Below are 13,435 nucleotides of genomic sequence, written 5' to 3' on the forward strand. Positions count from 1 at the left end.
TTTATGGTAACCCTTTATCTTGCTTCCGGTTCACCGCGTCGGCGTGAGCTGTTAACGCAGCTTGGCCTGACCTTCGAGCGCATCGTGACTGACGTTGAAGAACAGCGGCAGCCAAATGAAGTGGCTGAACACTATGTTCGTCGCCTGGCCAATGACAAAGCGCAGGCGGGCGTCCGGCTGGCCGCGCAGGATCTGCCGGTGCTGGGTGCCGATACGATCGTCGTGCTGAACGGTGAAGTACTGGAAAAGCCGCACGATGCGGTCCATGCGGCCGAAATGCTGCATAAGCTCTCCGGGCAGACTCATCAGGTGATGACCGCAGTGGCACTGGCCGATCGTCATCAGGCGCTGGATTGCGTGGTTACCACCGATGTGACATTTCGCACCTTAACCGCCTCCGATATCACCGACTATATTGCAACCGGTGAGCCGATGGATAAAGCCGGCGCATACGGCATTCAGGGCAGGGGCGGGAACTTTGTCCGCAAAATTAATGGGAGCTACCACGCGGTGGTTGGACTGCCTTTGGTTGAGACCGAAGAGTTGCTCAGCCATTTTCAGTCACTGCGTGCCGTAAGGGGTCAACATGACGGCTGAATTACTGGTTAACGTCACGCCTTCTGAAACGCGTGTTGCCTATATTGATGGTGGCATACTGCAGGAAATCCACATTGAGCGCGAAGCCCGACGCGGTATCGTCGGTAATATCTATAAAGGCCGGGTGAGCCGGGTGCTGCCGGGCATGCAGGCCGCGTTCGTCGATATTGGTCTGGATAAAGCCGCGTTTTTGCACGCCTCAGACATCATGCCGCACACCGAATGTGTGGCGGGTGATGAAAAGAAAAACTTCATCGTACGCGATATCGCTGAGCTGGTGCGTCAGGGGCAGGATCTGGTGGTGCAGGTGGTGAAAGATCCGCTGGGCACTAAAGGTGCACGCCTCACCACTGATATTACACTGCCGTCGCGCTATCTGGTGTTTATGCCAGGCGCGTCGCACGTGGGCGTCTCTCAGCGTATCGACAGTGAAAAAGAGCGCGAACGTCTTAAGGCGGTGGTCGCCGACTATTGCGATCATCTGGGCGGTTTTATTATCCGCACCGCCGCAGAAGGCATCGGCGAAGAGGAGCTGGCGCAGGACGCGGCGTTTCTCAAGCGTCTGTGGACCAAAGTCAGCGAGCGCAAAAAGCGCAACCAGACCCGCTGTCTGCTCTACGGTGAGCTGGCCTTAGCCCAGCGTATTTTGCGCGATTTCGCCGGCGCAGCGCTGGACCGCATCCGGGTCGATTCGCGTCTGACCTGCGATATGCTGGTGGAGTTTACCAGTGAATATATTCCGGAAATGGCCGGTAAGCTGGAGCTCTACAATGGCAAACAGCCGATATTCGATCTGTTTGATGTAGAAAATGAGATTCAGCGCTCGCTGGATCGCAAAGTTGAACTAAAGTCTGGCGGATACCTGATCATCGATCAAACCGAAGCGATGACCACCATCGACATCAACACCGGTGCCTTTGTCGGCCATCGCAATCTTGATGAGACAATTTTTAATACCAATGTTGAAGCCACTCAGGCGATAGCGCGTCAGCTGCGACTGCGTAATCTTGGCGGCATCATCATTATCGACTTCATCGACATGAGTAACGAAGAGCATCGCCGTCGGGTGCTGCACTCGCTGGAGACCGCCCTCAGCAAAGATCGGGTGAAGACCGGCATCAGTGGTTTCTCGGCGCTGGGCCTGGTGGAGATGACGCGCAAACGGACGCGTGAAAGTATTGAGCACGTGCTGTGTGAGGATTGTCCGGTGTGTAAAGGACGCGGCACGCTGAAGACGGTTGAAACGGTCTGTTATGAAATCATGCGTGAGATTGTGCGGGTACATCATGCCTATGATGCTGACCGCTTCCTGGTCTACGTCTCGCCGACCGTCGGCGAAGCGCTGAAAACCGATGAGTCTCATGCGCTGGCAGAGGTCGAAATCTTTGTCGGCAAACAGGTCAAAGTCCACGTTGAAGCGCTCTATACCCAGGAGCAGTTTGACGTGGTGATGATGTAATATCAGACCCGTCAGCCCGACCGGCTTTGCTCAAATCGTCGGGCTAAAAAATCGCCCTTGTCTGGGATAACATGCGTCTTTCCGGCGCAGTTGTCTGAAGACGGCCGGGTAACAGAACTAACTATCCGTCGTTTACGGAAGGCAAGGAGAGATGTGAGTGAGGCAGTTGCCGAGGATCTTGTTACTGCTGGTCGCCGCGATCATCGTGATTGTCGCGCTGCTGGTCAGCGGGCTGCGTCTGGTGATGCCGCATCTCGACAGCTATCGTAATAACCTTCTGCAATTCGTCTCGGATCGCACCGGCGTGCCGGTTCACGCCAGTAAGCTGCAGGGAAAGTGGGAGAATTTTGGCCCCACTCTGCAGGTCCGGGATCTCAGCGTCGATCTGCAGGAAAACGGCAAGCTGACCATCGCCCGCATCAATCTGGCGCTCGACGTCTGGCAATCCCTGCTGCACTGGCGCTGGCAATTCCGCGACCTCACTTTCTGGCAGCTGCATCTCGACAGCAACCGCCCGCTGCTGGACAGCGACAAAGAGAAGAACAGCTTCCGGCCGGCGCAAATCAATGAACTGTTCCTGCGCCAGTTTGACCACTTCGACCTGCGTGACAGCACCATTCGTTTTCGTACCCCTTCCGGGCAGCATGCCGAGCTGGCTATTCCGCGACTCACCTGGCTGAATGAGAAAACCCGCCATCGGGCAGAAGGTGAAGTCAGCCTGTCGAGCTTTACCGGCCAGCACGGCGTGGTTCAGGTACGGCTCGATCTTAATGACAGCAACGGCCTGCTGAATGATGGCCGCATCTGGATGCAGGCCGATGACGTGGATATGCGTCCGTGGCTGGGCCGCTGGATGCGGGATAATACCCGGCTGGACAGCGCCCGTTTTAGCCTGGCTGCCTGGGTTAACCTGCGCGACGGCGATATTTATGCCGGTGACCTGCTGCTGAGCCGCGGCGGTGCCAGCTGGCAGGGCGAAACGGGCCAGCATACGCTGCAGGTGGACGGCCTGACGGCGCACCTGTCGCGCTTCCAGAACGGCTGGGTGGTGAATGTGCCACAAACCCGCCTCAGCACCGATGGCAATCCGTGGCCGGCCGGTCACTTCTCGCTGTTATGGCGACCGGAAGATAAGCAGATGCTGGGTGCCAATGGTCAGCCTGAAGTGCGGGTACGCGCCACCCAACTGGCGCTGGATCATATTGCACCGATCGTGCCGCTGTTTGCGCCGCTGTCGCCAGCGCTGTTTGAGAACTGGCGTACGCTGCGGCCGCAGGGCACCATTGATGGCCTCGCCCTGGATATTCCGTTACAGCAGCCTGACCAGACCCGTCTGCAGGTGAAATGGCGCGACTTCAGCTGGCAGCACTGGAAGCTCCTGCCTGGCATCAGTCACTTAAGCGGCGAAGCGCGTGGCAGCCTGAATCATGGCCAGGTCAGCGTTGATATGGGCGCGGCGACCGTACCTTATGGCGATGTTTTCCAGGCTCCGCTCGAGATTAAACAGGTTACCGGTGCCGTGCGCTGGCAGCGCGATGAACATGGCCTGACGTTGACGGGCGAAAACCTCGATCTGCAGGCGCGCTCGCTGTGGGCGCGGGGTGACTTCAGCTATCAGCAAAACAGCGGAGGCGAGCCGCGGCTGGACATTCTTGCTGGTATCCGGATAACCGATGCGGGCGATGCCTGGCGCTATTTCCCGGTGCCATTGATGGGCAACGGGCTGACGCATTATCTGAGCGGAGCGGTGAAGGGCGGTAAAGTGGATAACGCCACGCTGCTGTTTGCCGGTAACCCGGCGCTATTCCCGTTCAAGCACAACGACGGTATGTTCCAGGTCTGGGTTCCGCTGCGCCAGGCGACCTATGCCTTCCAGCCCAAATGGCCGGCGCTCAGCAATCTGGATATCGATCTTAACTTCCTGAACGATGGCTTATGGATGAACGCCCCGACCGCTCGCCTTGGCGACGTTGAGGCGCGTAAGGTTAGCGCCGTTATCCCGGACTACCTGAAAGAGAAGCTGATTATTGATGGCGACATCAGCGGAGAAGGGAAACAAATCGCCGATTACTTCCAGCAGACGCCGCTGAAAGCGTCACTCGGCGCAGCACTGGAGCAGCTGGAAATTAAAGGCACCACCCGGGGCCACCTGAATCTCGATATCCCGCTTGATGGTCAGCAGGTCCACGCCAGCGGTAACGTGGTCATGAACAATAACGCGCTGTTTATCAAGCCGCTAAAAACCACTCTGACCAACCTTACCGGTCGTTTCCGTTACAACAACGGTAATCTGGAGAGTGAAGAGATGCAGGCGCGGTGGTTCGGTCAGCCGCTGGGCGTCAGTTTCAGCACCAAAGAGAACCCGGATGATTTTGGCGTTAAGGTGAAACTGCTGGGGGACTGGCAACCGGCTAAAATCAGCCAGATTCCTGCCGCCGTAAGCCGCCAGCTCGCTGGACATCTGCCGTGGCAGGGCGACGTGGATATCACGCTGCCGCATCGCGGCGGCGCGCGGTACGAAGTAGAGCTGAACGGCGATGGCAAAGAAGTGAGCAGTCGCTTACCTTCACCGCTGGATAAAAAGGCCGGTGAGGTGATGCCGATTGCTATCAAAGCCAGCGGCGACCTGCAGCATTTCGATCTCAGTGGCAGCGTGGCGACACGCCATCGGTTTAACAGCCGCTGGCTGCTGGAGCCGACCTTACGCGTTGATCGCGGCATCTGGCTGAATGACGCAGCGAAAACGCCGGCGCTTCCCGATCATGCCGGTATGGTGCTTAATCTGCCACCGCTGGATGGCGAAGCCTGGGTAGCGATGATGGCTGGCGGAAGTGGTAGCGCTGGCGGCAGCGGCGGAGAACGTCAGCTGGGCGGCGTGACGCTGCCGGGCAACCTCACACTGCGCAGCCCGGCGGTAACGCTGGCGGGGCAGCAGTGGCATGCGGTAGACGCGACGCTGGCAGAAACGGCCGGTGGCAATGCGCAGGTCAGCATTAACGCCGAGGAAATACGCGGTAAGCTGGAAATAGCCGCGAAGGCGCCGTGGCAGATCGGGCTGGATTACCTCTATTACAATCCGCAATGGGACCATGAGGCACAGCAGGGCGGCAACGCCAGCTCTCAGCAAGCCAGCCAGATTAATTTCAGCGGCTGGCCAGCCTTGCAGTTGCGCTGCGCGGAGTGCTGGGTGCTGGGACAGAAATATGGACGGGTCGCGGCGACGCTGCAACCGAAAGGCGATACGTTAGCACTGACTAACGGCACGGTAGATACCGGCAGCTCGCAGCTGAAAATTAAGGGTGAATGGGTTAACCGTCACGATGACCCGCGCACCTCACTGAAAGGCACGCTGAAAGGGCCTAATATCAATAACGCCACCAACTGGTTTGGCGTGAATACCCCGCTGCGCGATGCGCCGTTCAATATCGATTACGATTTGCACTGGCGTGCGGCACCGTGGCAGCCGTCAGCCGAAACCCTGAGCGGCACCCTGAAAACCCACTTTGGCAAAGGCCAGATTGCGGATGTGAACACCGGTACCGCCGGACAAATCCTGCGTCTGTTCAGCTTCGACGCGCTGCTGCGCAAACTGCGCTTCGATTTCAGTGACACCTTTAACGATGGCTTCTATTTTGATTCGATTAACGGTACCGCCTGGATCGAAAATGGCGTGATGCGCACCGATAACCTGCAGGTCGATGGACTGGAAGCGGACATCGCCATGCAGGGCAATATGGACCTGGTTAAGCGTCGGATCGATATGGAAGCCGTCATCACCCCGGAAATTTCTGCCTCGGTCGGTGTCGCGGCGGCGTTCGTGGTTAATCCGGTGATTGGCGCGGCGGTGTTTGCCGCCAGTAAAGTTCTGGGACCGGTATGGAACCGGATATCGCTGCTGCGTTATCACATCAGTGGCCCGCTGGATAAACCGGAAATCAATGAAGTACTGCGTAAACCGCGTGAAACTGACAACAAGTGAATTTGACGCGGTACCGGAATTACCGCAGGCTATGATTATCCGAGCACATAATGAGTGAGAAACGATGACTCTGAACCTGGTAAGTGAGCAGTTACTAACTGCTAACGGCATTAATCAGCAGGACCTTTTTTCCCTGTTAGGGCAGCTTTCAGAACGTCGTCTGGATTATGCCGATCTCTATTTTCAGTCCAGTTTCCACGAATCCTGGGTGCTGGAAGACAAAATTATTAAAGATGGCTCTTACCATATTGACCAGGGCGTCGGCGTGCGCGCCGTCAGCGGTGAGAAAACCGGCTTTGCCTACGCCGATCAGATCACGCTGAATGCGCTGCGTCTGTCATCGGAAGCGGCGCGCAGCATTGTTCGCGAACAGGGCAACGGTAAGGCGCATACCCTTTCCGCGGTGATGAACCGCTCGCTCTATTCCACCGTTGATCCGCTCAGCAGTCTGACGCGTGAAGATAAAATTGCCCTATTGCACCGTGTCGATCAGGTGGCCCGCGCTGCCGACCCGCGGGTGCAGGAGGTCAACGCCAGCCTGAGCGGTGTGTACGAGCAGGTGCTGGTCGCCGCGACTGATGGCACGCTGGCAGCCGATGTTCGTCCGCTGGTGCGTCTCTCGATCAGTGTGCAGGTTGAAGATCAGGGTAAACGTGAACGCGGCTCAAGCGGCGGCGGTGCACGTACCGGTTATGAATTTTTCCTCGCCGATGAAAATGGCGATGTGCGGGCTGATGCCTGGGCGCGTGAAGCGGTGCGGATGGCGCTGGTTAACCTCTCTGCTGTGGCGGCACCTGCCGGTACCTTGCCGGTGGTGCTGGGCGCAGGCTGGCCGGGTGTCCTGCTGCATGAAGCCGTCGGACACGGACTGGAAGGCGACTTCAACCGTCGTGGCACCTCGGTATTCAGCGGCAAGATGGGCCAGCTGGTGGCGTCAGAACTCTGTACCGTGGTTGATGACGGTACCATTGAAGGACTGCGCGGTTCACTGGCGGTCGATGATGAAGGCGTTCCGGGTCAGTACAATATGCTGATTGAGAACGGCGTACTCAAAGGCTACATGCAGGATAAACTCAATGCGCGCCTGATGGGCGTCAGTCCTACCGGTAACGGTCGTCGTGAATCTTACGCCCACCTGCCGATGCCGCGCATGACCAACACCTACATGCTGGCCGGTAAGTCGACGCCGCAGGAGATCATCGAAAGCGTTGAATATGGTCTGTATGCGCCCAACTTTGGTGGCGGCCAGGTGGACATCACCTCAGGCAAGTTTGTCTTCTCAACCTCAGAAGCGTATCTGATTGAAAAGGGCAAAATCACCAAACCGGTGAAAGGGGCGACGCTGATTGGTTCCGGCATTGAAGCGATGCAGCAAATCTCAATGGTGGGTAATGATCTGGCGCTGGATAAAGGCGTTGGCGTTTGCGGCAAGGAAGGCCAGAGCGTGCCGGTTGGCGTCGGTCAGCCCACTCTGAAGCTGGATAAACTGACGATTGGCGGCACCGCCTGATAGTCTGTTAACAACCCGCCGGCAGGCGGGTTGTTAGCTTTTACGCTGCTGTTGATACTGTTCCGCCACCTGCTGGAAATAGCCGGTCAGATAGTCGATACAGACCTGCACCTTAAGCGGCAACTTATCCTTTTCGGTATAGAGCGCATAGACCGGACGGGGCTCGGATTGATACTGCGGAAACAGAATATCGATCTCACCGGCGTTGATCTCATCAATAACCCACATCATCGGCACATAAGCGATGCCGTTACCCGCCTTCAGCCAGCGAATCAGGGTCAGGGAATCATTGGTGACAAACCGTCCCTGCGGCGCCAGTCGCGTCACCAGACCTTCAGGCGCAATCAGCTCAAAGTTATTATCGGGACGTACGCTGTATTCCAGCCAGGCAAAATTATCGATATCCCCCGGTTTTTCCGGCGTGCCGTGCTGCGCCAGATAACTCTTAGCTGCGCACACCACCATCGGCATTGCCCCAAGGCGCCGCGAAAACAGGCTGGAATCTTTTAACGCTCCGACCCGAATCACCAGGTCCAGACCATCGGCGATCAGGTCCGGGGCCGGAATGCCGGTGACCAGATTAACGCTCAGTCCCGGATACTCACGCAGCATATCGCTGGTCATACCGGCCAGCACGTTCTGCGCCATGGTCGAGGAGCTGCCAATACGCAGCACGCCAATCGGCGTGTTGTTAAAGGCATAAAGCTGCTCGTGCACCTGAGTGGCTTCGGCCAGCATGCGACGACAGCCCTGATAATAAATTTTACCCGCTTCGGTCAGGCCGATGCTGCGAGTACTGCGATTAAGCAGTTTAACCTGCAGCTCATCTTCCAGTTTTGCCACTATCTGGCTGATAGAAGAGACGCTCAGATGAAGCTGGCGCGCGGCAGCGGTAAATGAACCCAGTTCAACCACTTTGGCGAAAATGGACATGCCCTTCAGTCGTTCCATTATTTACTCTGGCTTAAAAGTGATTTAGATCACATTCTGTAGAAAACTTATAGTCAGGCGCGTTACTATAAGCGCGCCGGGGTATCTCCCGGTGATTCTTCATTGCCTGATGCCCTTCGATGATACGCTATTATTAAGCCAGCTGGGGTTCGGATAGAGCAGCCAGTGGGTTTTCCTGCGGCATCTGACGAGGCAAAGGAGTCTTCCGGCAAGGTCGAACTAAGGATTTCTGATGAGTGTGCTTCCGGTATTTGTCATGTTTGGGCTCTCTTTTCCGCCCGTTTTCATCGAATTAATTATCTCGCTAATGCTGTTCTGGTTAGTGAAACGCGTGCTGACGCCGAGCGGTATTTATGATCTTGTCTGGCATCCGGCACTTTTTAATACAGCACTTTACTGCTGTGTGTTTTACCTTGTATCCCGTTTATTTGTCTGAGGTTTAAGTGAAAGCACTCATAAGAAAAATCGCGCGTTACGCGATTACGATCCTGCTGGTCATCATTGCTGTGGTGATTATTTTCCGTGCCTGGGTGTTTTATACCGAATCGCCCTGGACCCGTGACGCAAAATTCGCTGCCGATGTCGTCGCCATCTCACCCGATGTCACCGGTCTGATTACCGACGTCCCGGTTCACGACAACCAGCTGGTGAAGAAGGGCGATACCCTGTTTGTGGTCGATCGGCCGCGCTACCAGAAAGCGCTGGATCAGGCACAGGCTGATGTCGAGTATTACCAGGCGCTGGTCAGCGAGAAACGCCGTGAAGCGGGACGTCGTAACCAGCTGGGCACCTCGGCCATGTCACGCGAAGCGATCGACCAGGCTAACAACGATCTGCAAACCAGCGAACATCAGCTGGCGAAATCGGTGGCGACCCGCGATCTGGCGAAGATCGATCTGGAACGCACCACCGTGAAAGCGCCGTCCGATGGCTGGGTGACGAACCTGAATGTCTACGAAGGGGAGTTCATCACCCGCGGCTCGGTGGCGGTGGCGCTGGTTCAGCAGCACTCCTTCTACGTGCTGGCCTACCTGGAAGAGACCAAACTGCACGGCGTTGAACGCGGCTTCCGCGCTGAAGTGACGCCGCTTGGCAGTAATGTAGTGCTGCGCGGTACGGTAGACAGCGTGGCTGCCGGCGTCACCAACAGCAGCAGCTCGGTCGACAGCAAAGGCATGGCAACCATCGATTCTAATCTGGAGTGGGTCCGTCTGGCGCAGCGTGTGCCGGTACGTATTCGTCTTGATCAACAGCCAGGCAACCGCTTCCCGGCAGGCACGACGGCAACGGTGGTCATCACCGGTCAGGCCGATCGCCAGCCGGAGCAGGTTTCGCCAATGACCCGACTGTTCAATCGCCTGCGTGAGTTTGGTTAAGAGGGCGATATGATCGAGTTTTTGCGTTTCCCGGTGAAGCTGACCTTCGCGCTGGTTGCAGCGCTGATGATTGGCTTTCACCTTAATCTTGAAACGCCCCGCTGGGCGGTGATGACCGCGGGCATTGTGGCCGGCGGTACCGCCTTCGCAGCCGGTGGTGATCCCTATTCAGGCGCACTGCGTTATCGCGGCATTCTGCGTATTATCGGGACCTTCATCGGCTGTATCGCCGCGCTGACCATCATGATTGCCACGGTGCGCGCGCCGGTGGTGATGCTGCTGCTCTGCTGCATCTGGGCCGGGCTTTGCGTCTGGCTCTCTTCGCTGATCAAAGTTGAAAACTCCTACGCGCTGGGGCTGGCGGGCTACACCGCGCTGATTATCGTGGTCACCGCAGACGCCAGCGGTGGCCTGACGCTGGCACCGCAGTACGCGGTAGAGCGTTGCAGTGAGATCGTGCTCGGGATTCTGTGCGCCATTCTGGCGGATATGATCTTCTCGCCGCGCTCGATTAAAAAAGTGATCGACGCTGAAGTGGATTCCCTGCTGGTGGCGCATTATCAGCTGCTGCAACTGTGCGTGGCGCACGGCGATAAAGAGGAAGTCGATAAAGCCTGGAGCGCGCTGGTACGGCGTACCACGGCGTTAAACAGCATGCGCAGCCAGCTGATGATGGAATCTTCGCGCTGGCAGAACAGCAACCGTCGTTTGCAGATGCTCAACACCCTCTCTCTGACCCTGATTACTCAGGCGGCAGAAACCTTTCTGATCCAGAACTCACGACCTGACTACATTCCACCGCAGTACCGTTTGCTGATTGAAAAAGAGGCCACAACAGCTGACGAGGTTCATAAGCGGATGAAGGTGATGCGGCGGGTGATTGGCGCCAGCGGCAAAACCACGCCGGTTACGCTGGTGAGCTGGGTCGGTGCGGCGACAGAATATCTGTTGCTGCGTAACGGCATTAAAAGTAACAGCCGTATCACCCCGCTGGAGGAGGAAATCCTGCAGCGTGAGGTGCTGATTCAGGCGCGATCGGCTGAGACCCATCATGCGATGATCAACGGCATCCGCACCTTTGTGGCTACCGCGCTGGGATCGCTGTTCTGGTTATACACCGGCTGGACTTCCGGCAGCGGCTGCATGGTGATGCTGGCAGTGATTACCGCGCTGGCGATGCGCATGCCGAATCCGCTGATGATGGCGAAAGATTTCCTCTACGGCATGACGGTGGCGGTGCCGCTCGGTGCACTCTACTTCATCTATGTGCTGCCCAATACTCAGCAGAGCGCGCTGCTGCTCTGTATCGCTATCGGCCTGCTGGGCTTTGTTGGCGGGATCTTCATTCAGCGACGGCAGCTTGGCACCCTGGGTGCGTTAATCGGTACCATCAACGTGCTGGTGCTGGATAATCCGATGAAGTTCGAATTTAACGTCTTCCTCGATAATGTGCTCGGCCAGGTGATTGGCTGCTTCGTGGCAATGATGGTGATCCTGCTGATCCGCGATAAATCTAAAGCGCGTACCGGCCGCAAACTGCTTAACCGCTTTATGTATGCTGCGGTGTCGGCGATGACCACCAATCAGGCGCGCCGCCGTGAAAACCATCTGCCGGCGCTCTATCAGCAACTGTTTCTGCTGCTGAATCTGTTCCCCGGCGATATCGACAAATACCGTATCGCGCTGACGCTGATTATTGGACATCAGCGGTTACGCAATGCGGAAATACCGGTGAATGATGATTTGTCAGCCTACCACCGGCAACTGCGCTACACCGCCGATCGGGTGATCTCCGCCAGCAGTGACGACAAGCGCCGCCACTATTTCGAGCGTCTGCTGCAGGAGCTGGAGGTATATCAGGAAAAACTGGTGCATTACGACGCGCCGATTAGCGTCACCGAACCGGTAAAACGGCTGGCGACCATGCTGAACAAGTATCAGAACACCCTCATCCAAATCTGAAACCGGCCGCTGCCCGCCGCAGCGGCCTGCTCAATGCCATCCCGTCACAAAACCTGTCGCTTTTGCCAACTATACTCTTCGGACGGAAGGATAAAATGACAGGAGCGAATCAATGACATCACTGCAATCAAGCGAACTATTCCAGACTGGCTATTTAGCCGATGGTCAATGGCATCGCACCTCCACCACTTTTGACGTCACCAATCCCGCCACCGGCGAGGTGATCGCGCAGGTCGCTAAAGCGGGCAAAGCAGAAACCGAACAGGCGATTGCTGCCGCCGAACGGGCATTCCCCGGCTGGCGTGCCCGGACGGCCAAAGCGCGCGCTGAGATCCTTTATCGCTGGTATCAGCTGATGATTGAGAACAAACGCTGGCTGGGCCAGCTGATGACTGCCGAGCAGGGCAAGCCGCTGAAAGAGGCGGAAGGCGAAGTCGAGTATGCCGCCAGCTTTATCCAGTGGTTTGCTGAACAGGCAAAACGCGCCAACGGGGAAATTATCCCACCAGCCAAACCGGGTTCCCGTATCCTGGCAACGCGTGAACCGATTGGCGTCGTCGCCGCTATCACGCCGTGGAATTTCCCGATGGCGATGCTGACCCGCAAGCTGGGTCCGGCGCTGGCAGCGGGTTGTACCGGCATCATCAAACCGGCGAATAATACGCCGCTCTCGGCCTTCGCACTGCTGGCGCTGGCGAAACAGGCGGGCGTGCCGGATGGGGTGCTCAACGCGGTGGCAGGTGATACGCATGCTATCAGCGACGCCATCATGGCCAGTAAAGCCGTGCGTAAAATCTCGTTCACTGGTTCGACAGCGGTCGGCAAGCTGCTGATGCGCAATGCCGCAGAAACCATGAAAAAGGTTTCAATGGAGCTGGGAGGCAACGCGCCTTATATCGTGTTCGAGGATGCGGACATCGATGCGGCGGTGCAGGGCGCCATCGCTAACAAATTCCGAAATGCTGGCCAGGTCTGCGTCAGCGTTAACCGCTTCTACATTCATAACGCCATCTATGACCGTTTTACCCGCCAGCTGGCAGAGGAAGTGAACAAGCTGAAAGTCGGCAACGGCATGGACGAAGGGGTGATCGTCGGGCCGCTGATTGAAGCCTCTGCGCTGGAAAAAGTGGAGCAGCACGTGCAGGACGCGGTCGCCAAAGGCGGTAAACTGCTGGCAGGCGGTGAACGCCACGCGCTGGGCGGCAACTTCTGGCAACCGACGGTAATTACCGAGGCGCACGAAGAGATGCAGCTGGCGCAGGAAGAGACCTTTGGCCCGGTCGCCGCCTGCTTCCGTTTTGATGAAGAAGATGAGGTGATCCGCCGTGCTAACGACACGCCATTCGGTCTGGCGGCCTACTTCTACACCCAGAATTTGCAGCGGGTATTCCGCGTCTCTGCCGCGCTGGAAAGCGGCATGATCGGCATTAATGAATGTGCCGTATCGACCGAACTGGCGCCGTTTGGTGGCGTGAAAGAGTCTGGCCTGGGCCGCGAAGGTTCAGTGCTGGGCATGGAAGAGTATCTGGAGGTCAAAGCGCTGCACCTGGGCGGTTTGGGCTAGCGGATATGAACGGGCGGCGCGGGTCGCCCGCAGACGG

General features: G+C 57.3%; 9 protein-coding genes. 8 read left to right on the plus strand and 1 reads right to left on the minus strand.

The window, feature by feature from the left end; genetic code table 11:
- Positions 1–3 precede the first annotated feature (3 nt).
- From FHW04_RS17670 to tldD, 4 genes are all read left to right on the plus strand, one after another.
- Positions 4–597: a Maf family protein gene (locus FHW04_RS17670; RefSeq protein WP_089561903.1), complete on the plus strand. Its 594-nt coding sequence runs from the start codon at positions 4–6 to the stop codon at positions 595–597.
- On the plus strand, positions 587–2,056 hold the full coding sequence (gene rng, locus FHW04_RS17675) for a ribonuclease G (RefSeq protein WP_046289276.1): 1,470 nt from the start codon (positions 587–589) through the stop codon (positions 2,054–2,056). Before FHW04_RS17670 ends, rng begins: the two co-directional genes overlap by 11 nt.
- A 157-nt stretch (positions 2,057–2,213) precedes the next feature.
- The gene (gene yhdP / locus FHW04_RS17680) at positions 2,214–6,035 is read left to right on the plus strand and encodes an AsmA2 domain-containing protein YhdP (RefSeq protein WP_089561904.1); all 3,822 of its coding nucleotides are present in this window, start codon (positions 2,214–2,216) and stop codon (positions 6,033–6,035) included.
- A gap of 64 nt (positions 6,036–6,099) precedes the next feature.
- A complete protein-coding gene (tldD, locus tag FHW04_RS17685) occupies positions 6,100–7,545 on the plus strand; it encodes a metalloprotease TldD (protein ID WP_031375120.1) in 1,446 nt (481 codons plus the stop codon).
- Positions 7,546–7,578: 33 nt separating this feature from the next.
- Here tldD and aaeR read toward each other — a convergent pair whose 3' ends face one another.
- Positions 7,579–8,496 carry an HTH-type transcriptional activator AaeR gene (gene aaeR, locus FHW04_RS17690; protein ID WP_031375119.1) on the minus strand — a complete coding sequence of 306 codons (918 nt, stop codon included), beginning with the start codon at positions 8,494–8,496 and terminating at the stop codon, positions 7,579–7,581.
- Positions 8,497–8,728: 232 nt separating this feature from the next.
- On the opposite strand from aaeR, the gene aaeX reads away from it, so the two are divergent.
- The 4 genes from aaeX to FHW04_RS17710 all read left to right on the plus strand — a co-directional run bounded on the left by aaeX (position 8,729) and on the right by FHW04_RS17710 (position 13,398).
- The gene (gene aaeX / locus FHW04_RS17695; protein ID WP_031375118.1) at positions 8,729–8,932 is read left to right on the plus strand and encodes a p-hydroxybenzoic acid efflux pump operon protein AaeX; all 204 of its coding nucleotides are present in this window, start codon (positions 8,729–8,731) and stop codon (positions 8,930–8,932) included.
- A 7-nt stretch (positions 8,933–8,939) separates the two neighbouring features.
- Positions 8,940–9,872 carry a p-hydroxybenzoic acid efflux pump subunit AaeA gene (aaeA, locus tag FHW04_RS17700; RefSeq protein WP_031375117.1) on the plus strand — a complete coding sequence of 311 codons (933 nt, stop codon included), beginning with the start codon at positions 8,940–8,942 and terminating at the stop codon, positions 9,870–9,872.
- Between the two features lie 9 nt (positions 9,873–9,881).
- Positions 9,882–11,834, plus strand: coding sequence for a p-hydroxybenzoic acid efflux pump subunit AaeB (gene aaeB, locus FHW04_RS17705; protein WP_069729028.1), 1,953 nt, complete (start codon positions 9,882–9,884; stop codon positions 11,832–11,834).
- A gap of 112 nt (positions 11,835–11,946) precedes the next feature.
- Positions 11,947–13,398 carry an NAD-dependent succinate-semialdehyde dehydrogenase gene (locus FHW04_RS17710; protein WP_046289275.1) on the plus strand — a complete coding sequence of 484 codons (1,452 nt, stop codon included), beginning with the start codon at positions 11,947–11,949 and terminating at the stop codon, positions 13,396–13,398.
- Positions 13,399–13,435 lie beyond the last annotated feature (37 nt).

Origin of the sequence: Pantoea sp. AN62, assembly GCF_050432985.1 — a bacterium.
Classification (GTDB): Bacteria; Pseudomonadota; Gammaproteobacteria; order Enterobacterales; family Enterobacteriaceae; genus Pantoea; species Pantoea brenneri.